Below are 25,154 nucleotides of genomic sequence, written 5' to 3' on the forward strand. Positions count from 1 at the left end.
AAGTCGGAGTGAAAATCCTTAGCGTGCTATATTTTCCGTTTCCTGAGACGACCCCGAAAAGGCCTTGGGCTTTGACCGAGAAATTGGACTAATCGACTCCACATATCCCACCACATGCTTGACGACTGCATCATCATAACCACCCAAAAATCTTTCGACATAAAACTCGTTAAAGTTTATGTACTTGAAGGCCTTAGACATGGACAGAATAAAGGTATTCAGGCATTCCTCATCATCAAAATCAACCTCCATTTCCAAGCTTAAGCAAATAAAGGCTTTATAGACAATTTGTAGCCGATCATAGCCCTTGATACCACTGCCGAACTTGCCGACCGTTTCGGTGGTCGCCACGGGGAAATTGGCGATCAAGAACTCAATACTACGGCGTACCCGGGTGAAGTCCTTGAAACTAATCTTTCGATGATGAATCTGCATGCGGCTTTCATGAATTTCATACACAATTGAAAACCATGCAAGAAAAGAAGTAATCTGAAAACTCTGATCCTTATAAAAATATAAGTATGGATGTAAGCCCAAACTCGGAACCCCAGCATTTTTTACAGGCGTCGCTATTCTGCAAAGAATGGTCAACAGATGCGACATTAGGTTTTCAACGCGCTCCCCCTGATTCAGACTCATAATATTATGAATCTGATCACCCGCAATGATATTCATCAGCTCATTGACCAGGCCAATTTTTTTGCCATGACTCATTTCATTGTCTAATAAAATGGTCGAAAAAAGTAACTGGTGGATCCTCTCCCCTAACTCAATCAACTCATTTAAACGTGTATATTGGAGCTCTTCTAGGTTAGATTTATTGTCATTGATATAACAACAGGCATAGATCGCATAATACGCGTCACTACCGCGATTTCTTAGGTGATATTCCTCATATTTATCTAAACGTTTAGTATCTGAGTTAATAGATTGAAATACCCGTCGCGCATCTTCCGGAGTCCCCAGTACCTGCCGGAAACTGATTTTAATATCGCCTAATTTCGATTTTTTTTTCTGCAAATTCGGCATCAGTACAAATTTTTTGAAAATCAGCAAGATCTCCTAAATAATTGCGGAGGTAACGAATATCTTGTTTTTGTTGATCATTGAAATTAGGTGCTTGAGGGACTTGCTCATCCGCAAAATATCTATTGATCCACGCATAGATACAGGAAAGACGATGTGCTCCATCAATAATGTAAATATTGCTGTGTATATCTTTCCAATACAAAATGCATAAATTGATGTTTTGATCTTCTGTGCAATCCTCAATAAAGTTTGCAATTTCTTGCACGCTCCAACATTCCGTAGAACGCTGGTTATCCGCCTTAAATAAACATTTGATGATTGGATGCTTTTCAAAATCAGTCAGTGTCACTTCAAAATTGTCACGCTGCATTGAAGGTGACATTTCTTCTGGCAACATGACTTTACGCTGAATAATATTGGTCAATAGTCGTGTAGAACCCATTTCTTATTCTCTCCAGGCAACACTTTCCTACTTTCGCTCAAGTACGAAATTTGAAAATGTATATAGTTCGATTTGGTTAAAGCTGTGAATTAAATGACCGTCAATATCCAGTCAGCGCTAACAAAAGAGACCTAAGAGAAATGGGGGGATTAGAGAACGTAATAAATCATAAAAAAGCCCCGATTGGAGAAAAGGGGCTTTAAAGATTGTATTATACCATTGAAAAATAAAGAAAAAAATATAAGAATTTCGTATAAGGTGTATTATGTTAATTTTAGGAAAGGCTCTAGACTAGTAGAATGATTATGTTAGTCTAGAGCCATATAATTAACATTATTGAAGTATTTTACATGGCAATTTTTCGACATTCTTCTGCACACTGACGGCAAGCCTCAGCACATTTTTTACAATAATCATGTGAATGTTTTTCACACTCTTCCGCACAATATTCACAGATCTTAGCACAAAGCTCACAAATCTCTTTGAGGAAAGGTGAGTTATGTTGTTGCATACGCACACATAACTGACAAATATCTGCACATTCTAGACAACGTTGAATACATTCACGCATCATCTCTAAATCTTTTTCTTTTAAACAAGAAGTTGCACATTCAGTACAAATAAGTGAACAGTTTGTACATGCAGAAATACACTTTGAAAATTCCGTATTAATCATTTTTTACTCTCAACTTATATAATCAAAGAAATAATTAAAACATAATTTTTTTCTACTAATTATTTTAAATTATTAGTAAATGTAATACATAATGTTAATTTATATGAATAATGTTAATTTTAACTAAATCTTATTTATATTCCAAATGGCTTTGTTGCACAAAGATTTGAAAGGCAAAGCGCCCCTAATTGAGCCAAATTTAAGGCGTAACTTGGGTAAGTGGTCGACCTAATTCCGTAAATCTGTTGAGGACTGCTACACGTGCATGAACCTCATTGACTTGGCTATCAAAGCTCCTTGCACTGAGTTTATCTCTTAATAATTTGATGCAGTGCATTTTAGTCTCAACCAAACTTCGGCGATGATAGCCTGACCATTTTTTCCATAGTGTCCTACCTAAACGTTTAATTGTTCGAAGTAATTCATTTCGCTCTAGCGAGCTACTCTTTGTATCTTTCCATGGTTTCGCATTTTTTCTAGGTGGAATCACCGCATGTGCTTGCCGATCTGCAATGACCTGACGGCATTGCTTGGTGTCATAAGCTCCATCGGTATAAACAGAGTCAATCTGCTCATCTTGTGGAATCTGATTAAGTAAATCACCAAGCACCTGTGAATCACAGACATTATTGGTTGTGAGCTGAATAGCGCGTATTTGTAGGGTTTTGGCATCTATACCAATATGTAGTTTACGCCATTGGCGACGATATTCAGCTCCATGTTTCTTGCGTTTCCATTCGCCCTCACCTAGAAACTTCATCCCTGTAGAGTCTACGAGTAGATGCAGCCCATCGCTACTTTTTTGGTAGCTGATTGCAATATCAATATGCTTTTGTCTTCTACAAAGCGTACTGTAATCTGGTGCGGTCCAATTTAATCCGCAAAGTTTAATCAGACTTTGCACAAAGCCAGTGACCATACGTAAAGATAGACGGAATAAGGATTTAATCATTAAGCAGCATTGGATGGCTGCGTCGGAGTAGGTTTGATTTCGCCCTTGTTTGCCTTTTGATGGAGCATACCATTGCGTAGCAGGATCAAACCAAAGGGCAATATTTCCGCGATTAATGAGTGCTCGGTTATATGCGGGCCAATTGGTTGTGCGGTAGATTTTGTGTGTAGGCTTCTTCATTTGAAAATTATATCGCTGAAAAAGCCTTTACAGATAGGTTTGTGCAACAAAGCCGCTGGAAACTAAAAGTAAGGCACCGAGGACAATTGCAATATCAGCCAGGTTGAAGGCCGGCCAATGCCAGTCTCGCCAATAGAAATCAAAGGAATCCACAACATAGCCGCGAAAGACCCGGTCAATCAGGTTGCCCATGGCGCCACCGAGGATAAGACTGTAAGCGATGGCTTCTCCTTTATGACGATTTTCAAGGATCAGCTTGATCAGAAAAATCGAGACCACTACCGCGATTCCGATAAAAAAGTAGCGCTGCCAGCCTCCACCATTCGCAAAAAGACTGAATGCGGCACCGGTATTCCATACGTGTACCCAGTTAAAGAATGAGGTCACTGAAATAGACTCGCCATATGCCATTGATTGTTGCACCAGCCATTTTATGGCCTGATCAGACGCTGCCAGCAGGCCCGATATGGACAACAGAGCGTACGGTGACAGATGTTTGCCAAAAATGGACATTGCTTAATCCTTGAGCGCCAGAATGCGTCTAGCACCGTTAAGTACAATTACCCCCGCGATGGTGCCGATAATCAGATCCGGATAATTGGACCCGGTCCACGCGACCAGAGCGCCGGCGGTGATGACCCCCAGGTTGATCACCACGTCGTTGGCCGAGAATATCCAGCTTGCCTTCATGTGCGCCCCGCCCTCCCGATGTTTGGATATGAGCAGCAGACAACTGGTATTGGCAATCAATGCGACGAATGCGATAGCCATCATCACCAGCGATTCAGGCTCACTACCGAATACAAAGCGTCTCACCACCTCTATGAGTACGCCCACAGCCAAGATCAGTTGCAGTACACCAGCAAGATGCGCGGCACGTACCTGCATTTTCACGCTATGTCCAACCGCATAAAGGGCAAGCCCGTACACCGCCGCATCGGCAAAATTGTCCAGGGATTCTCCAATCAGGCCAGTGGACCGGGCGATCAGACCGGCAGTCATTTCCACCACGAACAGAAGTGCATTGATGCCGAGCAACCAGCGCAGGGTCCCGGATTCTTGCTTAGCAGAAGCTGCCGAAAACTCGGCGGCCTTGATGGTCTCCGGATTTGCAGCGACGGTTTCCTGAAGCGAGGCGCCTAGCCCCAAGGTCTTCAGTTTCGAGGTGACGGGCTCGACCTCACCGTCATGCACGACCTTCAACCGGCGGTTCGACAAGTCGAAGGACAGTGCCCGAATCCCCTCAACGCCGTTCAGGGCCAGGCGAATCATGCGCTCTTCTGATGGACAGTCCATCTTCGGCACGGCATAAACACTGACCCATTCCCCCGACGCATCGGAGGAGGCCTGCATATCGGTATCCGACGCAGGCCTTGCATGGTCGCCACAGGGGCCTCCGCAGTTTTTACTCATGATATGACTCCACTTGAATGTGATCGGGTTTTCATTTAAAACTATATAGTAGCTATAATGTCAATAGCGTAGAGAATCCGTTGCGGAGGAACCCGATGCGTATTGGTCAGTTGGCACAGTCAGTAGGGGTAGATACACAGACGATCCGCTTCTACGAACGGCAGGGCTTGTTGCCGCCGCCTGGTCGGCAGGAGAACGGTTACCGTGTCTATACCGAGAAACACGTTGAGCGGCTGGCCTTTATTCGTCGCTGCCGCATCCTGGATCTGTCACTGGCAGAAATTCACGAACTAAAGCGCTATCAGGACGACCCTCATCAGTCCTGTACCGCTGTCAATGCCTTGCTCGATGATCACATCTCTCATGTGCGCTCGCAGATAACCGCTCTACAGGCGCTTGAGAAACAACTCGTTTCACTAAGAGCGCGTTGCAACGATGACCGGGAAGTTAAGGCGTGTGGGGTTCTTGCTGGAATTAGCGAGGGAAGCATGCATCAGCAGTAGGTTGGAGTGCCAACCAGATAATCCGATGAGATGCCGGTTTGCCTCACTCTCATGCAAAGGTAAGATCAACCATTTAATCCGCTTACCCTATTTTTTTTTGCTTTCACCTTATCCAAAATTCACCACCCCATAATTGAAAATATTTTGAATTATAAGCCCTTAGGGTGCTCATAATCCATAAATCAATTTCGAAGTTCTTTGTTGCATAAAGCCTTTAAAGATTGAGTTTTCCTAAGCAACTCAAATTTAAGTTACAACTCGGGTATTAGGTCGGCCTAATTCCATAAATCTGTTGAGGACTGCTACGCGAGCATGAATTTCACTCATCTGACTAGGAAAGCTTCTTGCCATTAATTTATCGCCTAATAATTTGATGCAGTGCATCTTTGTTTCGACCAAACTTCGGCGATGATAGCCTGACCATTTTTTCCATAGTGTTCTACCTAGCAGGGTTTTAGTATCTATACCAATATGAAGTTTACGCCATTGGCGACGATATTTCGGCTAATGCTTTTTACGTTTCCATTCACCTTCACCTAAGAACTTCAAATCCGTGGAATCAACGAGTAGATGCAGTCCATTGCAACTCTTTTCATAGCTAATTTGAATATCAATATGCTTTTGTCTTCTGCGAATGGTTGAATAATCCAGAGCTGTCCAATCTAATCCGCAAAGTTTAATCAAGCTTTGGACAAAGCCAGTCACCATGCATACAGAAAGACGAAATAAGGATTTAATCATGAGATAGCACTGAATGGCTATGTCAGAATAAGTTTGATTTCGACCATGTTTTCCTTGTGACTGCGAATATCATTGAATCTTAGTATCAAACCAAATTGTAAAATTACCATGATTGATCAAAGCATGATTGTAGGATGACCAATTCGGTGTACGATAAATTTAGGTGTAGGCTATTGCTGTATAAGACCTTATCGGTAGGTTTGCGCAACAAGGCCTCAAAATCCCACCTTAAAATGCAAATAGCAAAAAAACTCTACCATTCGATTGATTTCATTTTAGAAGTAATGAAATTAGTATCTGTTTGTAATGATATTTTATAAAATTCAATATTAGATCTGCAGAGAAAAACTTATCAAACTAAGTATTGGCTAGTCTTTTTCTTCGAAAAACTTATCAAACGAAGTATTAAGTTAATCTTTTTCTTCAACTTCTTCCTTAAACTCAAACAAATCATTCATCGTACAGTTAAAGTACTTACACAACTTATCGGCGACTGGTAATTCAATACGTACAGCACGGTCATAATACATACTTGTGAGCGTGTTGCGATTGATACCTGTTGCATGCACCACTTCACTTAATTTTAAAATTTTTCTATCGCCCATGAGGCTAGATAACTTACAAGTAATCATATTTAAATTAATTTACAAAAAATAACTTGCTGTGGGTTATTTGAAGTTGTTGCCTGAGTAATACTTTGCTAAAATTAACCTACAGCAGGTTATTACAACTTATAGAAAGTATATTTTATCCATTTCAATTAAATTATAACTTTTTAAATATAAGGATTGAACCTGCATTAGATTTTTTTGTGGAGATGACCGCCGTGTTACCAAATGAGTTATTAATCAGCCAGCAAGCTCGTGACTTAGGAAATCAATTAATTAAAGAAATGAACATCAATAGAAGTTATGGATTGGCTAATTTTCTTGGAGTAAATACTTGCTATGATAATCATCAGGCTGTACTTATTTGGACATTTCAACTGCTAGAAAGAGAACCTGCCTTAAATGAATTAGCAGAAATTAAAAAATATTTTCTTTTAATCTTTCCAGATAGTGTTTATCAATTAGCCTAAGTTATTTTTAAAAATTATTTTTTTTATATAAAAACACTAAATCAAAGAAAACTTTCTTTTAAAATACCTATTAATTCAAATTCATACGATTTACAGAGTATATGAAGCATAAATTCTTGTTCCTGCTTTATCACTCACTCCTACTAGACCTTAGTAAAGACTAAAATTACATAGCTCTTTTTACTGATACTAAACGATTCATGCCCACACTACGTTCTGCAGCTTCGAGGGCTAGTTTTTGTTGAACCACTGAGAACAAGGACAATAAATTGCCTACTATATTTTTCCGGAGAGTGGTGTAGGAACTTTTTCATTATTGCTAATCATATCAGCGACAACATCAGCAACGAGCTCCTCTATTCCTGAGAATGCTTTAGACTGATCCGCATCATGCTAAGACAATGATGGAAACTCAGCACACAACCCAACATACCCATTATCTTCAGCTGACCATTTAACACGGTAAGTATATTGTTTACTATCCATTTGACACCCCATCATGTTTTAAGTTTATGTATAAAAGTACGATTTTCACTTACTAGTACTTAAATAATCACCCCACCACTGCATCATTTCAGTCCGTTGAGCTAAATAGTCAGCGTGATTATAGCTGGCACGGGTACGGTTCTTATCAATATGTGAAAGTTGTGCCTCAATCCAATTATCTTGGAACAAACCTGAGTCATTCAAAATGGTACTAAAAGTAGAACGTAATCCATGAGAAGATAGTTGATGTTTGCCATACCCCATCTTACGTATGGCCATATTTAGAGTATTAAAATGAATCGGTTGATTGTGTTTGCGAGGGCTAGCAAAAAGGTATTTTTCACCGTATGACCACTGCATGACGTCTTTCAAAATCTCTAAAGCCTGATTTGAAAGTGGAACTAAAAAATCTGGAATCTCATGGCCTAATATGACTTTTCGTCGAAACTGTTTAATATGCAAGGCAGGTATTTTCCAGATTTTTTCATTTAAATCAAAATGATGAGGCTCAGCCAATAACAATTCGGCCCCTCTCACGCCAGTATGTAATTTGAACATCAGTGCTTTTTTAATAATGGGATGGGCATCCAATTTTTGTAATTTATTCTTAAAATCAGATATTTCCTCCGCTTTCAAATACGGATAATTTTTCTTGATTTTGCTGTTAATGGTGATTTTATTTAAACCATGAGCGATGTTGAACTCACAATAACCCATCGCTACAGCGTAGTCATAAATTTGGTTCAAATAACTACAAGCTTTTTTGACAGGTTCTTTTACTTGGCGTCCCTCTATTTTTTTGATTACTGAAACCAGGTCATAGCGCTTGATGTTTTGAAAAGGTAAATCCTGAAGGTCTGGATAAATATCTTGCTGTAAGCATCTTTCTGCTAACTGTAGTACACCACAGCGGGGTAGATCGTTGAAGGCATTCTTCAGTTTGAACTGTAACCACTCCTCCCCGACCTTACCAAAGGTGATAAGATTAGAGGCAGTATCATGTTCAAAACAGAAATTATTGTCTTTAAAGTCATCTCTGACTTGTCGTGCCTTTTTCAGCGATAAATCAGGATAAAGACCTAACTGAATGCGTCGACGTTTTTTAGTTTGTGGATCTGTATAGCGATAGCACCAAGATTTTCTTCCACTCGGCTCAATCTTCAGGCTAAGCCCATCTTCATCGGATAAAAAACAGGTTTTTTCCTTGCAATGAGCTTGGCGAACTTTAATATCAGTAAGACTCATGGAATTTAAATGAAACCTAATAAGGGGTTGATTGGATCAATTATATCAAAATAGAACGCTTTATATATGATGCGTATGATACGCATCATATATTTTTATAAGTATTTGTTAAATAAAGTTTATATATAGATTGGCTATTCCTTAGTGACCAATTAATTAACCATTGATTTCGCAAGTCTTAAATTAACATTTGAAGTGCAACTCTATGTTATGACTATTCACAGTTCTGTTCCATGATTCATGGTTACTTATTACTTATGTTACTATGTCAGGGGCGATACAAGAATTAAGGTAACCTTATGAAAATAGCGAATACGAAATTACTAGCTGGTGCTTTTATGACCCTAACTTTAACTATGCTTAGCCCTGCCGCACTTGCAAATGATAACAATGATATACGAAAGACTGTTGTAGTTAAGTTTGCTAAAAAAGCTTACTCTGCAAATTATTACGGAAGGATAGATGGATACAAGTATGATTCCTACAAATTTTATGCTAAAAAAGGGCAAAAGTTAAAAGTGAGGTTGACTGGAGGAAATGTTGAAACTTACTTATGGGGTAATCAATTAAAAGACTCCATCAATCTTGGAGAATATTCTCCAAAGCTTGATGATAATGGTATTTATATTTTACCTGCTTCAGGTGAGTATGAAATTAGAGTATTACAACCTAGATCACAGGCAAGAAAAGATAAAAAACATCAATACTGGATGAGTATTAACATTAAATAAAGACTTGCTAGATTCGTTTAAACTTTTATACAAGGGTTCAAAAACTATTGCCAGTTAAACGGGGCGTGATTTTTACGTATATGCGTTTATGTTAGTAAAATGATGTAGTTTACTTGTTTAATACCCCGAGGAATAATTTAATCTTGCTGTGCGTTAGTCACGTTTCTTTCTTTCAGAAGTTGATTATATCTTTCAACGTAACCGTCGTGATATTCAAACTCTTTTGATAGGAATTTGATGGGAAGAATAGGCGAAACTTGTCTTAAATAATGGTAATTCCTTATCTTTAAAATAGAGAACGCCCGATGAAATTCATTAGGCGTTTAATTTAAATAAGTGTCAGCTTATTTTATAACTAGATGTACTTGACAATCACGATTCTTTTTCTAAATTGCCTTTAAAAAATCAATCTTGCTATTTTTGACTTTTCACACCATTTTGTTCAATTTGTACTGCGGCTTGCCAGCTAGGTAGTTGGCTTAAACCTGCTACATAACGTTGGATATGGGGATAATTTTCACCTTGTCCCATATGATAAACTAAAGCATGTAGTCCAAAGCCCATCATAAAGTCAGCACCGGTTAAACGGTCTGCCACTAGAAATTCTTTATCTTTTAAATATTCATTTAAATGGCCGAATACTTTATCGAACTCAACTTGAGTATAATTTTCTAGAAATACCAACTTCGTACCCTGCTTGGTTTCAATCGCATTAAACGTTTTTAATAAAAATGGCAGCATGGCAGAGCTTTCTGAGAAATGAATCCACTGTAGATAATCGACATAGGTAGGTTCATCCATATCTGGTGCTAAATGCGGCGCAAGTTTCTGAATTAATAACTCAACGATTGCGCCTGACTCTGCAATAACTTTGCCATCCCATTCCAATACTGGAGATTTCCCTAAAGGATGGATGTTTTTTAAAGATTCAGGGGCCAAATGCGTGCTTGAGTCACGATAATAGCTTTTCAGCTCATAGGGCTGCTTGATTTCTTCAAGTAACCACAAAATGCGAAAAGAACGTGATTGATCTAAATGATGTAGTGTAATCATAATATTCCTATTTTTTTAAATTTTTACAACCACTTTGCCAAAGTTTTTGCCTTTTAACATACCATTGAAAGCATTGATCGTGTTATCTAAACCTTGCACCATATGCTCTTTATATTTGATTTTTCTGTCTTTCAACCATTCAGACATTTGCTGATTGAATTCCGGATACTGATTGCCATAATCATCAAAAATAATAAAGCCTTGCATGCGAATACGCTTTCTTAAAAGAGTGGAAATAAAGCCAGGTAAACGGTCTGGCCCTTGTGCTTGCTCGGTAGCGTTATACTGCGAAACCACACCACACACCGGTACACGTGCCGCAGAGTTAAGCAATGGCCATACCGCATCAAACACTTTACCCCCTACATTCTCATAATAAATATCAATACCGTTGGGAACTGCTTGTTGTAATTGTTCTGCAAAATTTTCATCATGATAATTGATACAAGCATCGAAGCCGAGTTCTTGTACTGCATAATGGCATTTTTCAGCCCCACCTGCGACGCCAACCACGCGACAACCTTTAAGTTTGCCAATTTGTCCAACTGTAGCACCAACAGGTCCCGTTGCAGCTGCAACGACTAAAGTTTCACCGGCTTTAGGCTGACCAATGTCCAACAACCCCATATAAGCAGTAAAGCCAGGCATCCCCAAAATACCCAATGCCCAAGATGGATGTTCGGGTTGCATACCTAAGCTTTGACATGCAGTCCCATCAGAAATTGCGTAGCCCTGCCAACCATTTCCAGAAAGAACCCACTCGCCTTCTTTGAATTTTGGGTTTTTAGAGGCCATCACTTGACTGACTGTTCCACCGACCATCACTTCGCCAATTTCAACCGGTGCTGCATATGAGGGAGCATCACTCATGCGACCACGCATATAAGGATCGAGTGACAAGTAAATGGTTTTTAACAATATCTCGCCTTGTTTAAGTTCATTGAGCTCAACTTGCTCAATACGAAAATCGCTGTGTTTTGGCTCACCCACTGGCCGTTTAGCTAAAACGATGCGTTGATTAATAACTGTTTTCACACATATAACTCCATGTTTTATTTAAAAGTATTTCTCTTCATAATCAAAAATTATGATTAAAATTTCTTTACATCCATTGTAGATGAGTTATAATAAAAAACAATACGACTGGTCTATTTTTTTTACAATAGAGTAAATAATTAATATGAAGCCTACTCCTATTAAAAAGTCTGAAGCGAAGCGCTTACACATTCTTAACACCAGTTCAGACCTGATTTTGCATAAAGGTTTTACTGGCGTAGGATTACAGGAAATTTTACAGAGCTGTGAGATCCCCAAAGGCTCGTTTTATCATTATTTCCAATCCAAGGAAGCTTTCGGATGTGAATTGGTACAGCATTATGTGGATAATTACCAAGTCCGTTTAAATGATGTATGGCGTAGCGATAAATCCCCTTATCAAAAGCTGATTGAGTATTTTAATTTATGGATAGAAGATCCTGAAACACACTGTGGTTGGGCGAATAGCTGTTTAATTGTGAAACTTGCCGCAGAAGTTGCCGATCTATCTGAAGATATGCGTTCCATTATGTCCGCTGGCGTGGATGATGTAATCCAACGTATTGCTGGTTTAATTGATTTGGGAAAACAGGATCAGTCTATTCAAGCAAATACTGAGGCCTCGACGTTGGCACAAGTACTTTACCAAATGTGGTTAGGTGCAGCATTACTGAGTAAGTTGCAAAAAGATAAAACACCATTACATCAAGCTCTGAGAGCAACTAAATTTCTATTAAAAAGTGAAGATTGATAAAATTTAGATTAAATATCAATTACATAATTAATGACAGCAGCCCAATGATTAGTTATTAATGTGTTGCTATTAGATTAATTTACAATCCATGAGTATAGCGCACAATGAATTCTTCTCCTAAAGCCCTCATGACTCGTATTTTAGTCGGATATTTAGGCTTATATCCCACACTATTACTGGTACTCACTTTATTAAAGCCAATTACTCAGCATCAAAGTTTCCCGATGATGGTGTTGATTGAAGTCATAGTATTAGTGCCAGTAACGCAACTGATTTCTTTCCCACTGGCAGGTTGGCTCATTACACAGCTAAAAATTTTTAAGAATTTGTTTTAATAAGAATTTATGCTGGCAACAGCAATCCTAAGTCCTTATTTTGCCAACCACAAAGGTTGGCAAAATAACTCACTTAGTCAATATTAATCTGCGTAAGCTGGATAATCAATATAGCCTTTTTCCGTCCCACCATACATAGTGCTTGCATCTACTGCATTCAATGGCCAGCCATTGGCGATGCGATCGGGTAAATCTGGATTCGCAATAAATGGGCGTCCAAATGCAATTAAATCGGCCAGCCCTGCCTTTAAAATTCGAGTCCCTCTTTCTGCCGTATATCGACCTGCATAAATAATCCGACCACTGAAAGTGTCTCTGACATCTTTACGAAAATTATGAGGAAGTTCTGGTGCATGATCCCAATCAGCTTCTGCAATCGATAAATAGGCAATCCCAACTTCTTCAAGTATTTTTATGGCTTCAATATAAGTCACATGTGGATCATCTTCAACCAACCCCATATAAACACGATCTTCCTCTGTACTTTCAAATAGCGGGGCAAAACGCACTCCTAAACGATCTGCACCAACCACCTCAGCAACTGCCTGTACTACTTCACGTAAAAAACGCAAACGATTGTTTAGTGATCCACCATATTCATCTTCACGGTGGTTACTATGTGCAGAGATAAATTGATTTACCAAATAACCATTTGCACAATGAATTTCAACCCCATCAAAACCAGCAGCCAATGCATTACGCGCTGCTTGAGCATAGAGTTGCACTAATTCTTTAACTTCTGCATTGCTTAAAGCACGTGGCATTGAAGGATCAGCCAAGGCCCCTGCATTGGGCCCGGTTTCAATAAAGACTTTAACATTACTATCAGCCCTAATAGCCGAGGGCGCGACCGGTGATGCGTGATCGGGTTGCAAAGATGTATGTGAAACACGCCCAACATGCCAAAGTTGTGCAAAAATAATGCCTCCTTTAGCATGCACTGCTTCCGTCACTTTACGCCATCCAGCAATCTATTCAGGGCTGTAAATACCGGGAGTCCAAGCATAGCCTTGACCACGTGGCTCGATTTGCGTACCTTCGGTCACCATAAATCCTGCCCCGGCACGCTGTTGATAATAGGTTGCCATCAGTTCATTTGGAATATTCCCTGGCTGAGTACTACGCGACCGCGTTAATGGTGGCAATACAATACGGTTTTGCAAAACATAAGGGCCTAAGCTTAAGTTTTGAAAAAGTTTGCTGTCTTTCATTTCATTGAATCCAAGTCATCATGGCTTAATTGATCTAAATTAAAAAAAATAACCTTCCTTCCTGTATATAGAAAAATAAAGGAAGGAAAGCTATTCACTCAGGCCCTTCACCATTAAGTGAGGGTTATTTTGCTTATTGCGCCAGTTGCTCAGAGTCAGAAGTTTATTCACTGCTAAGCACCACAACAGAGACTAGCTACTCTTTATTTCAACAATTGAAGTAATGCTGTAGCGGTTGCAGCAGAAGATGCTGGATTTTGTCCAGTAACCAGCAAGCCATCTACTTGAACATATACTTGCCAATCATCCACTTTAGAATAATGACCACCGTTTTCTTTAAGCATGTCTTCGACTAAAAATGGTACAATTTCAGTCAAACCTACAGCGGCCTCCTCAGTATTGGTGAAACCAGTCACTAATTTACCGCTAACTAAAGGCGCTCCATTACTCGCTTTCACATGTCGAAAAACACCCGGGGCATGACACACTGCTGCAACAGGTTTGCCAGACTGAATCGCCTGTTCAATCACAGAAATTGAAATCGGATCTTCTGCTAAATCCCACAATGGGCCATGCCCGCCTGGATAAAACACTGCATCATAATCAGCTACAGAAATTTCGCTAAGTTTATGCGTCTGTGCCAATGCTTGCATTGCAGTTGGATCAGCTTCAAAACGATGAGTGGTTTCAGTTTGCGCATCGGCCAAATTACTTTTCGGATCTAGTGGTGGCTGCCCACCTTGAGGCGACGCCAGCGTAACTTCAGCACCAGAGTCAATAAAGGTGTAATACGGTGCAGCAAGTTCTTCTAGCCAGAAACCTGTTTTCTTACCAGTATTGCCAAGTTGATCATGTGAGGTTAAAACGATTAAAATTTTCATGTTATTTCTCCGATATTTTTCAGGATTGAGGAGCATTGTTGCATGATCACTTGTCGTGTAACGTGACCATGACAGATACGCTTATTTAGATACTCGTCTCGAGAATTTGGCGACTGATCTCTAATGAAACAGTTTTATGTTCGCCTAGCTGTGTAAGATTGTGTGATTTAAGTTGCGTAATGATGATCTCAATATCTGTCTCCCCCAGTCCATAATCGCTAAGACGAGTCGGCAATCCAAGTTGCTCAAAGAAGGCTCGAGTACGAGCAATAGCAGTATCAATACGTTGTTCTTCATCACCTTCGACAATCTGCCAGACTCGAGCTGCATACTGTAGTAATTTTTCTCGCTTCTCTTGACGACGCACTTGTAGATTGGCCGGCAACACAATGGCCAAGGTACGAGCATGATCAATACCATGTAAAGCCGTGAGCTCATGCCCAATCAAATGAGTTGACCAATCTTGTGGTACACCAGCTCCAATTAGCCCATTCAGTGCCATGCTAGCAGCCCACATCAAATTCGCACGCGTGTCATAATCTGCTGAATCTTCCAAGATTTTCGGTCCAATCTCAATCAGAGTTTGCAATAGACCTTCGGCAAAACGATCTTGTACTTGTGCATTGACAGGGTAAGTTAAGTACTGTTCCATGACATGAACAAATGCATCGACCACGCCATTTGCTAATTGGCGCGTCGGCAAGCTAAAAGTTTTATTCGGATCCAGTACGGAAAATTGCGGAAAAACATAGGGGCTGTTAAATGACAATTTGGCTTGGGTCGATTTTCTGGTTACTACCCCACCGCTATTCATTTCTGAACCAGTTGCCGGAAGGGTGAGTACACTCGCAAAAGGCAAAGCTTGAGTAATTTTAGTACCATGGGTTTCTAAAATCTCCCATGTATCCCCTGTATAATTGACTGCTGCTGCAATAAATTTAGTACCATCAATTACCGATCCGCCACCGACAGCCATCAAGAAATCTATCTTTTGTTCTCGAATCAGCTCTACAGCTTTCATGAGGGTTTCATAACTCGGATTCGGCTCAATTCCGCCAAATTCATGAATTTCTCTTGCACCTAATGCTTCACGCACCTCAGCTAAAGTACCATTCTTACGTGCACTTTCACCACCAAACAACATTAATACTTTTGCTTCTGTAGGCACATAGTCATTGATTTTAGCTATTGTATCGCCACCAAAAATAATGCGAGTCGGATTATAAAAGTTAAAATTCAACATATTTTTATCCTAGGATGATCAGCTAATTGATTTGAAAAACCACCGTTATTCATCAAATAAACTTTAAAAAAATTGGACAACACTGCGGCTTTTGACTGCACTATGTGCTAACTATACACAAAAATAGACCAGTCGTCTATTTTTATAAAAATTATTTCAGCTTGCCGACCTTAGTGATGGTTAAACACATTCAGGCTTGTTCTATACCACTTTTATTATTGATGTATTTTCACGAGCGATTGTTGAATGGAAGGTATCAACACGCATGACTACTGACATGGTCGTGAACGCATTGGCTAAAGCAGTGAATGGCTCATACAAAATAGCAATGATTAAATATTTTAAAAGCAGATTGGCACGGTTTAGCAGATGTACAAATGCGACAGTAAATTAGATAGATTGGTTCAATATAAAGCGTGTAAATAGTTGCATTTGTTTATTTACCCTGTTTTGGATATTGACCCTTGTAAATGATGAGATTAAGCCATTAAATAAAGTAGCCCAACTTGAATAGAAAGCCTCTGACAAACATCATAGGGTTGAAGTGCTGCCTTACATTCAAAATTTCAGACAGCACCCTCATACATTTAAGCATCGGTTTAAGCTGGTAGTTTACTCGCCAAAACATCTACTTTTTCAATAGACGGTGGCTCTGAAAATAGCTCTTCGGCCTGAGCCATCAACGCAGCTGCAACCTTGCCAGATAAATGCGCTTGGCGACCCGCCTCATCAGGAAATGCATCAAAAATACCAAATGTTGTAGGTCCAAGACGTAGGCCAAACCACGCAACTGTCGCAGGTTCTTCCATTACAATAGGTAAACCGGCTTTAAGAAAAGCTTCCACTTCGTCTTCTTTACCCGGTTTAGCTTCAAGACGGACATATAAAGCTGTTTTAAGCATGACTAAAACTCCATAATTGATTAGAATTCAAACTGATTCTGACATTGCTAATGTATGCATGTCAGAAAGTTTTGTTGTATAAAAGTTAGAAAAAATTCCCATAGCTGAGCCAAAATTTAGGTTTTTATTTCGACATAATGCTATGAATTTATTCAAGTTAATATCATTAACATTTGAATCAAAAAATCAAGATATGAGATGATTAAATTCAATCTTATTTATATAAGGATCAATTGACTCTACCTTAGCTTTATAAGCTGACCTCTTCATCTGGAAATTATATTGCTCAAGAAGCATTCAAGAACAATATTGTACATCCTCATATCTATGAAAGTTATTTAGCTAGGAATTTGCTGTGAAACTCTATATGTTTCTCTATAAAGCTCGCAATGAAGTAATAGCTATGGTCATACCCTTCTCTTAGGTTAAGTGTAAGAGGATATTCTTGTTCCAAACAAATATCACTAAGAAGCTTAGGCCTTAACTGTTCTTCAAGAAAATCATCAGCTGTTCCTTGATCGACTAAAATAGGTAAATGAACTTCAGCGTTTTTGATTAATTCAATCGCATCATAGCTTTTCCATAAAGTTTCGGTTTCACCTAGGTAGTGTGTAAAAGCCTTTTTCCCCCAAGGTACTTGGCTAGGTGCAACAATTGGTGCAAAAGCAGAAATACTTTTATACAGCTCAGGATTTTTTAATCCAATTACTAATGCACCATGACCACCCATGCTATGACCCATAATACTTTGGACTTGATTGGTCGGAAAATTCAGGTCAATCAGATTTCTGAGCTCTTCCACAATATAATCATACATTTTGAAATGCTGCGACCAGGGTGCTTGTGTTGCATTCACATAGAATCCTGCGCCTTGGCCTAAATCATAATCTGCATGATCTGGTACATCCTCTCCACGTGGGCTGGTATCTGGTGCAACAATAATGACTTTATGTTCAGCCGCATACTTTTGTGCTCCGGCTTTAGTAATAAAGTTCTGTTCGTTGCAAGTCAATCCTGATAACCAATATAACACTGGCAACCGCTCATCTTTGTCATGAGGTGGCAGATATATTGAGAATTTCATTGAACAGTTTAATGCTATTGACTGATGGCGATACACTTCTTGCGATCCACCAAAAGAAGCATGCTTCTCAATTATTTCCATAATCAATTACCTATGTTGAGCAAGACTTCATGAGAAATCAAGTAAACAAAGAGTCTTACATTCTCCACAGAGAATAGTGATAAAGATTTAAAATGTAGGCAGGTTTATTGAACCTATACACGATGCCTACACAGATAGATCTGTTTTACAGATGATGTGCCGTTTTAGAGGATTCCATGCATGTCATTCATGATGCACATGCATGGAAAAGTATAAGGTCTGACGCAATTATTCGTAATGAATTACAGTACGAATTGACTTACCTTCATGCATTAGATCAAAGGCTTCATTGATCTGATCCAAGCCCATCGTATGTGTCACAAATGGTTCTAATTGAATTTTACCTTTCATGGCATCTTCAACCATTCCTGGAAGTTGCGTACGACCTTTTACACCACCAAAGGCAGAACCTAGCCATTTACGACCAGTAACCAGTTGGAATGGACGGGTAGAGATTTCCTGACCTGCGCCAGCTACACCAATAATTACGGATTGTCCCCAGCCACGGTGTGCACTTTCAAGGGCTGCACGCATCACATTCACGTTACCAATACATTCAAATGAATGATCTACACCCCAGCCAGTCATTTCGACAATTACTTGCTGGATTGGTTTATCGTAATCTTTAGGGTTCAAGAAGTCCGTTGCACCAAACTCTTTTGCCAGCGCAAATTTATCTGGATTCATGTCAACCACAATAATACGCCCTGCTTTAGCTTGACGTGCGGCTTGTACGACTGCCAAACCAATACCACCTAAACCAAAGACCGCAACACTATCACCTTCTTGTACTTTAGCCGTGTTATGTACTGCACCGATACCCGTTGTTACCCCACAACCCAGTAAGCAGACATGTTCGTGATTGGCTTCAGGATTGATTTTAGCCAATGATACTTCTGCCACTACAGTGTATTCACTGAACGTTGAGCAGCCCATATAGTGGTAAATCGGTTGACCGTTGTAGGAAAAACGAGTGGTACCATCTGGCATTACGCCTCTACCTTGAGTTTCGCGAACGGAAATACACAAGTTCGATTTTCCAGATTTACAGAATACGCACTCGCCACATTCAGCAGTGTAAAGTGGAATTACATGATCACCTGGTTTGACGCTAGTCACGCCTTCACCAACCTCAACTACAACACCAGCACCTTCATGCCCGAGAATAGCGGGAAAAACACCTTCAGGATCATCGCCAGATAAAGTAAATGCGTCTGTATGACACACACCGGTATGGGAGATCTTGATTAATACTTCACCTTTCTTCGGTGGTGCAACATCAACTTCAACAATTTGAAGAGGTTGACCAGGACCAAACGCAACAGCAGCACGTGACTTCATGGAATAATTCCTTATACAGATCTATTTTAAATATGATTTTAAAATCTTGGCGATTTCAGCCAATTCTTCTTTTCGTTGTTGTTCTGTGGTTTCACCTGATACTAAAGTGTCCTTTAAATGAACCTCCAACATTTCATTCATTAAACCATTAATAGCACCGCGCACAGAGCATATTTGTTGCAGAATTGCACCACATTCCACATTGTCTTCTAACGCTTTTTCAATCGCTTGCGTCTGACCTTTGATCTTTCTGACGCGTAGAAGAATCTTTTTTTTGTCTTCAACCTGATTAGGCATCAGACCTCCTTATTTGCTAGTGTTAATACTATAGTACCCTATAGTATAAAAAAGAACAATATTTTTTTATAAATCGAAAAGGCTTTGTACGAGATGACCAAAAACGGGCAGTTGGCTTGGTGAACCGTAATTTTAGTGCTGATCATCCTGACCCTTGCGAAGCAGTGCTTTTTGTATGTCAGGTCGCAGACTTCAGCTATATTCAAACAAATTCAGGCTAGGTCTATACCGCCCTTATTATTGATGTGTTCTCACGCGCAATTGTTGGATGGAAAGTATCAACACGGATGAATAGAGATATGGTGCTTGATGCACTGGAGCAAGTATTACGTGACCGATGTATGCCAAAGAATGTAATTCATGATTTAAATAGAGGTGTGCAATATCTTTCTATTCGTTTTCCTGTTAGAGGCAGCAAATTTAGGAGCATCAGTCGGTACAACTGGTGATTCCTATGATAATGCTTTGGCTGAAACGGTGAATGGCTTATACAAAACTGAGGTGATTGACTATTGAAAAGCAGATGTACAACTTGCGATATTAAATTGGGTAGATTGGTTCAATAAAAAGCGTGTACACAGTGCATTGGTTATGTATCGCCTTTTGATTTTGAAACAAAGTATTATGATAAAATTAACCCGTTAGTTCAGGTGGCCCAACTTAAATAAAAAGTCTCCTACAAACCCAGTACGGTTCACTCTGCTATCAAAGGCTTTATGCAACAAAGCCTCATGGAAATAAAGACAAAAGTGACTTTTAAATCTGAAAAAATCAAAATTGTGGTCTCAAAATTGCTTTATAAAAATATTGAAAAAAGTGAAGAACATTAAATTTATGTTACAAAACTCTAAGCGTATTGGTTTTTTATTACTCGATAACTTTTCAATGATTGCTTTCTCAAACATGGTTGAAGTCTTGCGTATGGCTAATTATGTTACAGAAGACAATTTATACCAATGGAATGTAACGGGTTTAGATGGTCATCATAGCTGCGCAAGCAATGGTCTTCAAATACAACATACCTGTGTTTGGTCACATTTACTGAACATGGATATAGTTTTTATTTGTGGTGGTTTTCAACTTTATAAAAATATGACAGTACGCTTAAAGAATTTTTTATATAGGTTGGATCAACAAAAAATTGCTTTAGGTGGTTTATGTACAGGCGCTTATGTATTAGCGAAAGCCAATCTACTAAATGGCTTTCGTGCTAGCCTTCATTGGGAAAATACCTTAGCGGCACAAGAAGAGTTTCCATTAGTACAGTTTACCCCACATATTTTTACCATTGATGCGAACCGTTTTACCTGTTCTGGTGGGCTTGCAGCGATTGATTTAGGCTTGGCACTTGTTGAAATACACTATCCAAATATTGCTAAAAGAATCTGTGAGCAATTTATTGTTCATCAAGTGCGTGAGAGCAATGAAATTCAACATCAACCTATTGCTGAACATAAGAAAAAACTTGATTTTCAGATTCAAGAAGTATTGCGCTTAATGGAAAATAATATTAATGAGCCTTTAACTATTGCTGAAATTGCACAGCATGTAAAAATTCAACCGCGTACTTTAGAGCGCTTGTTTAAAATGAATCTACAATTGGCTCCAAAAGAATATTATTTAAAACTAAGACTCACCTATGCACAGAATCTACTTAAACAGTCTACGTTAAACATTTCAAATATTGCTTTGGCATGTGGTTTTTGTAATGTATCTAGTTTTACTAAAGCCTATAAAGCTTTTTTTAACTATTCCCCCAAATTTGAACGTAACATTCTGGATTTTGCTCATTAGTGTTTTTTAGTCTTGTCGGTTTTTGACAACTTTTTGACGCTTTTAGCAAAAATCCCTATTCATATTCTGCATAAGCTTAGCTCATTGATTACATTACATTGATCTAGGAAAATATATGAATACTTTAGTAAATAATTTTGTTGCTTCACAACTACCATCATTATTAACCATTGAAAATGGTGAAAAAGTTTCTGCAACATTTTCATTATCTGAGTATCAAAATAGACAGAGCAAGTTACGCCAACTAATGGAAGAGCTAGAAATTGATCATATTCTATTTAGTTCAATCCATAACATTAACTATTATGCAGACTTTATTTATTGTTCATTTGGGCGCTTCTACGGTCTGGTGGTTAGCCCAGAAAAAGTGGTGACAATTTCAGCAAATATTGATGCTGGGCAACCTTGGCGTCGTACGATTGGCGACTATAACGTAGTTTATACTGACTGGCAGCGTGATAACTATTTTAAAGCGGTTACACAAGAAATTCCAAATAAAGGCCGTGTAGGAATTGAGTTTGATCATTTACCTTTAGAACGTTTAAACAAGTTAAAAGCAGTTTTACCGAATGTGCAGTTTGTGGATATTAGTGCCGCATGCATGAAGCTACGCATGATTAAATCTGCTGAAGAAATTGCACATATCACCCAAGGTGCTGCAGTATGTGATATTGGTGGTTTTGCAGTGACTGCAGCAATTCGTGAAGGTGTGCCAGAGCATGAAGTGGCTTTAGCCTCTACTCAATCCATGGTACGTGAAATTGCCAAACGTTTTCCAAACTCTGAACTCATGGATACGTGGACTTGGTTTCAATCAGGCATTAATACGGATGGTGCACATAATCCTGTTACAACCCGCCAAGTCCGAAAAGGTGATATTTTAAGTTTAAACTGCTTTTCTATGATTGCTGGCTATTATACAGCTTTAGAGCGTACACAGTTCTTTGATCACTGTGATGATGCTTCATTACGAATTTGGGAGGCGAATGTCAAGGTGCATGAAGCTGGCTTAAAACTCATTCGCCCAGGTGCACGTTGCAGTGATATTGCTAAAGAGTTAAATGAAATTTTCTATGAAGAAGGTTTATTGCAGTACCGCACATTTGGTTATGGACATTCCTTTGGTGTGTTATCACATTATTACGGTCGTGAAGCCGGTTTAGAATTACGTGAAGATATTGATACGGTGATAGAACCAGGCATGGTGATTTCAATGGAACCTATGATTATGATTCCGCAAGGAATGGCTGGGGCTGGTGGTTACCGTGAACATGATATCTTGGTCGTTACAGAATCAGGAAATGAAAATATTACCAAATTCCCATATGGTCCAGAACATAACATTATCAAATAAAAGATTTTAAATAGGCACTCTGAAAATGAGTGCCTATTTAATTAGGAGTAAATAGAATGAAAAACAATCATCAAATAGAGCAAAAAAATACTCTAAGACGTGTTGCTAGCGCCAGCTTTATTGGTAATTTTGTGGAGTGGTTTGATTATGCTGCATATGGTTTTTTGGCAACAGTTATTGCAGTGGTTTTTTTCCCGAAAAGTGACCCTTTAACCGCATTAATGGCTACATATGCGATCTTTGCAATTTCATTTATTTTTCGTCCATTAGGCGGTATTTTTTGGGGGCATGTTGGGGATAAATTTGGTCGAAAAAATGCACTATCGTGGTCGATTATATTAATGACACTGGCTACGGTATGTATTGCACTGTTACCAAGTTATCAAAGTATCGGTATTTTTGCACCGATTATGTTATTAATATTCCGGATGATCCAAGGCTTCTCCGCTTCAGGTGAATATGCTGGTGCAGCAAATTTTCTTGCAGAATACGCCCCTAAGGGAAAAAGAGGACTTTATACCAGTTTAGTTCCTGCAAGTACTGCAACGGGTTTACTACTCGGCTCTTTAATGGCAGCGGCGATGTTCGCTTTCATGTCAGAGGCGTTTTTACACGAATATGGTTGGAGAATTCCATTTTTATTGGCAGCACCATTAGGTTTAATCGGGTATTATATCCGTGTAAAGTTAGAAGAAACCCCAGAGTTTTTAGAACATCAAAAAAATAGCAACAAAGAAAATTTTCCAATCAAAGCCTTATTTACTCAGTATCAACCAGCACTTTTTAAAGCATTTGCAGTTGCATCTTTAAATGCCACCGCCTTCTATCTTATTTTTAGTTATATGCCAAATTATTTAGCTACAGAGTTAGGTGTAAATAAATCCCAAGCCTTTATATCAGGGTCAATTTCATTGCTATTTTATATTGCTGTAGTTTTTGTGATGGGCAAATATTCAGATCGAATTGGACGTAAGAAAATGTTGCTTTGGGCAGGTCTAAGCTTTATAGCACTGACTGTACCCTTGTTCTACTTACTTTCAACTGCCAGTTTTATTGAAATGGTGATCATTCAGCTCATGTTCTGCACATTATTAGCAATGAACGATGGGAGCTTACCTGCATATTTAACAGAACAATTCCCTATACAAGTGCGCTATACCGGTTTTGCCTTTAGTTTTAATACTGCTAATGCACTGTTAGGTGGAACAGTTCCTTTCGTTGCAACTTGGTTAATTCAACAAACAGCTAATACCTTAGCACCTAGTATCTTATTAGTTATAGTTGCAATTTTTGCAAGTATGGCTTTATTAGAGAGGAAATCACATCATTTAATCAATGCTAAGGCTTAAAAGGAATAGGTTATGCTTTTAAATGCTCTCCCTACATTCAATAGAAATATATCGACTTTAATTGGTCTTACAGCTGTCATATTTTGGAGTACAAATGTAGGCTTAATGCGTAGTGTCAGTGAGAGCTTTGGAGCTGTAGCTGGTGCTGCTCTAATTTACAGTGTCGCATCCATGATTTTAGTTTTCATGGTTGGTATGCCTAAGTTTTCTACCATCCCAAAATCCTATTTATGGTGGGGAAGCCTTTTATTTGTTGCTTATGAATTATGTTTTGCCCTTTCTATTGGCTATGCGCAAAACAGTAGACAAGCAATCGAAGTCGGCATGATTAATTATCTATGGCCAACATTTACTCTACTATTCGCAATTATTTTTAACAACGTTAAGGCCAATATTTTAATTATTCCTGGCTGCATATTCGCTTTAGTTGGAATTTGTTGGGTATTAGGAGGAGATACTGGATTTGATTTTTTTCAGATATTTACTAATTTAAAAGCTAATCCTCTTAGTTATGGTTTAGCTTTTGCTGCTGCTATTTTGTGGGCTGCATATTGTTCTGTGACAGTAAAAACATCTCAGGGTAAAAATCTAGTCACTATATTTTTTGCCTTGACTGGAGTTGTACTATGGATCAAATACCTTCTCATGAGTGGGTCAGCTCTTAATTTTACTTATGACAATACAGTCACTCTGATTATGGCAGCTGGTGCTTTAGGTTTGGGATATGGTGCTTGGAATATTGGAATTATTTCAGGGAACATGACGTTAATGGCTGGAGCTTCTTATTTTATTCCCGTGCTATCAGCTTTGTTTGCGGCATTAATTCTAAGTACGTCCTTATCTTTTATCTTTTGGCAAGGTGTTGCAATGGTGACAGCAGGAGCAGTTTTGTGTTGGTTAGCGACTCGAAAGAAACAAATTATTTAGAGTTATACTAAAATTAACATACTAGACTTTAAGCGAA

Annotated in this window: 23 protein-coding genes and 6 pseudogenes; 11 read left to right on the forward strand and 18 right to left on the reverse strand. The window is 38.9% G+C overall.

Going from position 1 to position 25,154, the window contains the following annotated elements; translation table 11 throughout:
* Positions 1–54: 54 nt before the first annotated feature.
* The 5 genes and pseudogenes from ACTJJG_RS17710 to ACTJJG_RS17730 all read right to left on the reverse strand — a co-directional run.
* Positions 55–1,471, reverse strand: a pseudogene (locus tag ACTJJG_RS17710) (HNH endonuclease); the annotation flags it as partial.
* Between the two features lie 346 nt (positions 1,472–1,817).
* Complete coding sequence (locus ACTJJG_RS17715; protein WP_004827037.1) at positions 1,818–2,147, reverse strand: four-helix bundle copper-binding protein; 330 nt, start codon at positions 2,145–2,147, stop codon at positions 1,818–1,820.
* Between the two features lie 199 nt (positions 2,148–2,346).
* The gene (locus tag ACTJJG_RS17720) at positions 2,347–3,279 is read right to left on the reverse strand and encodes an IS5 family transposase (RefSeq protein ID WP_000743262.1); all 933 of its coding nucleotides are present in this window, start codon (positions 3,277–3,279) and stop codon (positions 2,347–2,349) included.
* Between the two features lie 27 nt (positions 3,280–3,306).
* On the reverse strand, positions 3,307–3,738 hold the full coding sequence (gene lspA / locus ACTJJG_RS17725) for a signal peptidase II (RefSeq protein WP_227556264.1): 432 nt from the start codon (positions 3,736–3,738) through the stop codon (positions 3,307–3,309).
* A 57-nt stretch (positions 3,739–3,795) separates the two neighbouring features.
* Entirely contained in the window at positions 3,796–4,692 is an 897-nt protein-coding gene (locus ACTJJG_RS17730) for a cation transporter (protein ID WP_009392494.1), read from the reverse strand.
* Positions 4,693–4,787: 95 nt separating this feature from the next.
* Between ACTJJG_RS17730 and cadR the strand changes: the two genes are divergently transcribed.
* Positions 4,788–5,195, forward strand: coding sequence for a Cd(II)/Pb(II)-responsive transcriptional regulator (gene cadR / locus ACTJJG_RS17735; protein ID WP_001219642.1), 408 nt, complete (start codon positions 4,788–4,790; stop codon positions 5,193–5,195).
* Between the two features lie 246 nt (positions 5,196–5,441).
* On the opposite strand, the pseudogene ACTJJG_RS17740 reads toward cadR, so the two are convergent.
* Both ACTJJG_RS17740 and ACTJJG_RS17745 read right to left on the reverse strand, forming a co-directional pair.
* Positions 5,442–6,095, reverse strand: a pseudogene (locus tag ACTJJG_RS17740) (IS5 family transposase).
* Positions 6,096–6,346: 251 nt separating this feature from the next.
* A complete protein-coding gene (locus ACTJJG_RS17745) occupies positions 6,347–6,568 on the reverse strand; it encodes a helix-turn-helix domain-containing protein (protein WP_004658364.1) in 222 nt (73 codons plus the stop codon).
* A gap of 194 nt (positions 6,569–6,762) precedes the next feature.
* Here ACTJJG_RS17745 and ACTJJG_RS17750 point away from each other — a divergent pair, with 194 nt between their 5' ends.
* Complete coding sequence (locus ACTJJG_RS17750; protein ID WP_000937271.1) at positions 6,763–7,014, forward strand: hypothetical protein; 252 nt, start codon at positions 6,763–6,765, stop codon at positions 7,012–7,014.
* A 276-nt stretch (positions 7,015–7,290) separates the two neighbouring features.
* On the opposite strand, the pseudogene ACTJJG_RS17755 reads toward ACTJJG_RS17750, so the two are convergent.
* Together ACTJJG_RS17755 and ACTJJG_RS17760 are read right to left on the reverse strand one after the other, a co-directional pair.
* A pseudogene (locus ACTJJG_RS17755) lies at positions 7,291–7,512 on the reverse strand (antitoxin HicB).
* Positions 7,513–7,545: 33 nt separating this feature from the next.
* Positions 7,546–8,745 carry a tyrosine-type recombinase/integrase gene (locus ACTJJG_RS17760; RefSeq protein ID WP_000059636.1) on the reverse strand — a complete coding sequence of 400 codons (1,200 nt, stop codon included), beginning with the start codon at positions 8,743–8,745 and terminating at the stop codon, positions 7,546–7,548.
* A 299-nt stretch (positions 8,746–9,044) separates the two neighbouring features.
* Between ACTJJG_RS17760 and ACTJJG_RS17765 the strand changes: the two genes are divergently transcribed.
* Positions 9,045–9,476 (forward strand): PPC domain-containing protein, encoded by a 432-nt coding sequence (locus tag ACTJJG_RS17765; RefSeq protein ID WP_440608990.1) that lies wholly within the window; start codon positions 9,045–9,047, stop codon positions 9,474–9,476.
* 414 nt (positions 9,477–9,890) lie between these two features.
* Here ACTJJG_RS17765 and ACTJJG_RS17770 read toward each other — a convergent pair whose 3' ends face one another.
* Together ACTJJG_RS17770 and ACTJJG_RS17775 are read right to left on the reverse strand one after the other, a co-directional pair.
* Positions 9,891–10,529 (reverse strand): glutathione S-transferase family protein, encoded by a 639-nt coding sequence (locus ACTJJG_RS17770; protein ID WP_000631290.1) that lies wholly within the window; start codon positions 10,527–10,529, stop codon positions 9,891–9,893.
* Positions 10,530–10,544: 15 nt separating this feature from the next.
* Positions 10,545–11,564 carry an NADP-dependent oxidoreductase gene (locus ACTJJG_RS17775; RefSeq protein WP_000859510.1) on the reverse strand — a complete coding sequence of 340 codons (1,020 nt, stop codon included), beginning with the start codon at positions 11,562–11,564 and terminating at the stop codon, positions 10,545–10,547.
* A gap of 145 nt (positions 11,565–11,709) precedes the next feature.
* Between ACTJJG_RS17775 and ACTJJG_RS17780 the strand changes: the two genes are divergently transcribed.
* Positions 11,710–12,315: a TetR/AcrR family transcriptional regulator gene (locus tag ACTJJG_RS17780; protein ID WP_000805351.1), complete on the forward strand. Its 606-nt coding sequence runs from the start codon at positions 11,710–11,712 to the stop codon at positions 12,313–12,315.
* Positions 12,316–12,422: 107 nt separating this feature from the next.
* Positions 12,423–12,653, forward strand: a complete 231-nt coding sequence (locus ACTJJG_RS17785) for a hypothetical protein (RefSeq protein WP_001088959.1) — start codon at positions 12,423–12,425, stop codon at positions 12,651–12,653.
* An 83-nt stretch (positions 12,654–12,736) separates the two neighbouring features.
* On the opposite strand, the pseudogene ACTJJG_RS17790 reads toward ACTJJG_RS17785, so the two are convergent.
* The 3 genes and pseudogenes from ACTJJG_RS17790 to ACTJJG_RS17800 form a co-directional block, all read right to left on the reverse strand.
* A pseudogene (locus ACTJJG_RS17790) lies at positions 12,737–13,864 on the reverse strand (alkene reductase).
* Positions 13,865–14,067: 203 nt separating this feature from the next.
* On the reverse strand, positions 14,068–14,745 hold the full coding sequence (locus ACTJJG_RS17795) for a type 1 glutamine amidotransferase domain-containing protein (protein ID WP_000697979.1): 678 nt from the start codon (positions 14,743–14,745) through the stop codon (positions 14,068–14,070).
* 85 nt (positions 14,746–14,830) lie between these two features.
* The gene (locus ACTJJG_RS17800; protein WP_000931663.1) at positions 14,831–15,988 is read right to left on the reverse strand and encodes an iron-containing alcohol dehydrogenase; all 1,158 of its coding nucleotides are present in this window, start codon (positions 15,986–15,988) and stop codon (positions 14,831–14,833) included.
* Between the two features lie 184 nt (positions 15,989–16,172).
* Between ACTJJG_RS17800 and ACTJJG_RS17805 the strand changes: the two are divergent.
* Positions 16,173–16,502, forward strand: a pseudogene (locus ACTJJG_RS17805) (IS3 family transposase); the annotation flags it as partial.
* Between the two features lie 85 nt (positions 16,503–16,587).
* On the opposite strand, the gene ACTJJG_RS17810 reads toward ACTJJG_RS17805, so the two are convergent.
* The 4 genes from ACTJJG_RS17810 to ACTJJG_RS17825 form a co-directional block, all read right to left on the reverse strand.
* Positions 16,588–16,890 (reverse strand): putative quinol monooxygenase, encoded by a 303-nt coding sequence (locus ACTJJG_RS17810; RefSeq protein ID WP_000920558.1) that lies wholly within the window; start codon positions 16,888–16,890, stop codon positions 16,588–16,590.
* A 334-nt stretch (positions 16,891–17,224) separates the two neighbouring features.
* Complete coding sequence (gene fghA / locus ACTJJG_RS17815; RefSeq protein WP_000402510.1) at positions 17,225–18,055, reverse strand: S-formylglutathione hydrolase; 831 nt, start codon at positions 18,053–18,055, stop codon at positions 17,225–17,227.
* A 228-nt stretch (positions 18,056–18,283) separates the two neighbouring features.
* Entirely contained in the window at positions 18,284–19,396 is a 1,113-nt protein-coding gene (locus tag ACTJJG_RS17820) for an S-(hydroxymethyl)glutathione dehydrogenase/class III alcohol dehydrogenase (protein ID WP_000842149.1), read from the reverse strand.
* A 21-nt stretch (positions 19,397–19,417) separates the two neighbouring features.
* Positions 19,418–19,693, reverse strand: a complete 276-nt coding sequence (locus ACTJJG_RS17825; protein WP_001133624.1) for a metal/formaldehyde-sensitive transcriptional repressor — start codon at positions 19,691–19,693, stop codon at positions 19,418–19,420.
* 89 nt (positions 19,694–19,782) lie between these two features.
* Here ACTJJG_RS17825 and ACTJJG_RS17830 point away from each other — a divergent pair.
* The 5 genes and pseudogenes from ACTJJG_RS17830 to yddG form a co-directional block, all read left to right on the forward strand.
* Positions 19,783–20,361, forward strand: a pseudogene (locus tag ACTJJG_RS17830) (DDE-type integrase/transposase/recombinase); the annotation flags it as partial.
* Positions 20,362–20,527: 166 nt separating this feature from the next.
* The gene (locus ACTJJG_RS17835) at positions 20,528–21,487 is read left to right on the forward strand and encodes a GlxA family transcriptional regulator (RefSeq protein WP_000941154.1); all 960 of its coding nucleotides are present in this window, start codon (positions 20,528–20,530) and stop codon (positions 21,485–21,487) included.
* Positions 21,488–21,602: 115 nt separating this feature from the next.
* Entirely contained in the window at positions 21,603–22,841 is a 1,239-nt protein-coding gene (locus ACTJJG_RS17840) for a M24 family metallopeptidase (protein WP_001094923.1), read from the forward strand.
* Positions 22,842–22,897: 56 nt separating this feature from the next.
* Positions 22,898–24,190, forward strand: coding sequence for an MFS transporter (locus tag ACTJJG_RS17845; RefSeq protein WP_000794339.1), 1,293 nt, complete (start codon positions 22,898–22,900; stop codon positions 24,188–24,190).
* 12 nt (positions 24,191–24,202) lie between these two features.
* Entirely contained in the window at positions 24,203–25,117 is a 915-nt protein-coding gene (gene yddG / locus ACTJJG_RS17850) for an aromatic amino acid DMT transporter YddG (RefSeq protein ID WP_000925802.1), read from the forward strand.
* Positions 25,118–25,154: the final 37 nt, after the last annotated feature.

The organism is Acinetobacter sp. 22512, from assembly GCF_052044755.1.
Lineage (GTDB): Bacteria > Pseudomonadota > Gammaproteobacteria > Pseudomonadales > Moraxellaceae > Acinetobacter > Acinetobacter pittii.

Excerpts from the sequence above, each read along its gene's own strand:
- ACTJJG_RS17715 (WP_004827037.1), bottom strand. The coding sequence starts at position 2,147 with ATGATTAATACGGAATTTTCAAAGTGTATTTCTGCATGTACAAACTGT.
- ACTJJG_RS17720 (WP_000743262.1), bottom strand. The coding sequence starts at position 3,279 with ATGAAGAAGCCTACACACAAAATCTACCGCACAACCAATTGGCCCGCA.
- ACTJJG_RS17730 (WP_009392494.1), bottom strand. The coding sequence starts at position 4,692 with ATGAGTAAAAACTGCGGAGGCCCCTGTGGCGACCATGCAAGGCCTGCG.
- cadR (WP_001219642.1), top strand. The coding sequence starts at position 4,788 with ATGCGTATTGGTCAGTTGGCACAGTCAGTAGGGGTAGATACACAGACG.
- ACTJJG_RS17745 (WP_004658364.1), bottom strand. The coding sequence starts at position 6,568 with ATGATTACTTGTAAGTTATCTAGCCTCATGGGCGATAGAAAAATTTTA.
- ACTJJG_RS17760 (WP_000059636.1), bottom strand. The coding sequence starts at position 8,745 with ATGAGTCTTACTGATATTAAAGTTCGCCAAGCTCATTGCAAGGAAAAA.
- ACTJJG_RS17765 (WP_440608990.1), top strand. The coding sequence starts at position 9,045 with ATGAAAATAGCGAATACGAAATTACTAGCTGGTGCTTTTATGACCCTA.
- ACTJJG_RS17770 (WP_000631290.1), bottom strand. The coding sequence starts at position 10,529 with ATGATTACACTACATCATTTAGATCAATCACGTTCTTTTCGCATTTTG.
- ACTJJG_RS17780 (WP_000805351.1), top strand. The coding sequence starts at position 11,710 with ATGAAGCCTACTCCTATTAAAAAGTCTGAAGCGAAGCGCTTACACATT.
- ACTJJG_RS17785 (WP_001088959.1), top strand. The coding sequence starts at position 12,423 with ATGAATTCTTCTCCTAAAGCCCTCATGACTCGTATTTTAGTCGGATAT.
- ACTJJG_RS17795 (WP_000697979.1), bottom strand. The coding sequence starts at position 14,745 with ATGAAAATTTTAATCGTTTTAACCTCACATGATCAACTTGGCAATACT.
- ACTJJG_RS17800 (WP_000931663.1), bottom strand. The coding sequence starts at position 15,988 with ATGTTGAATTTTAACTTTTATAATCCGACTCGCATTATTTTTGGTGGC.
- ACTJJG_RS17810 (WP_000920558.1), bottom strand. The coding sequence starts at position 16,890 with ATGCTTAAAACAGCTTTATATGTCCGTCTTGAAGCTAAACCGGGTAAA.
- fghA (WP_000402510.1), bottom strand. The coding sequence starts at position 18,055 with ATGGAAATAATTGAGAAGCATGCTTCTTTTGGTGGATCGCAAGAAGTG.
- ACTJJG_RS17820 (WP_000842149.1), bottom strand. The coding sequence starts at position 19,396 with ATGAAGTCACGTGCTGCTGTTGCGTTTGGTCCTGGTCAACCTCTTCAA.
- ACTJJG_RS17825 (WP_001133624.1), bottom strand. The coding sequence starts at position 19,693 with ATGCCTAATCAGGTTGAAGACAAAAAAAAGATTCTTCTACGCGTCAGA.
- ACTJJG_RS17835 (WP_000941154.1), top strand. The coding sequence starts at position 20,528 with ATGTTACAAAACTCTAAGCGTATTGGTTTTTTATTACTCGATAACTTT.
- ACTJJG_RS17840 (WP_001094923.1), top strand. The coding sequence starts at position 21,603 with ATGAATACTTTAGTAAATAATTTTGTTGCTTCACAACTACCATCATTA.
- ACTJJG_RS17845 (WP_000794339.1), top strand. The coding sequence starts at position 22,898 with ATGAAAAACAATCATCAAATAGAGCAAAAAAATACTCTAAGACGTGTT.
- yddG (WP_000925802.1), top strand. The coding sequence starts at position 24,203 with ATGCTTTTAAATGCTCTCCCTACATTCAATAGAAATATATCGACTTTA.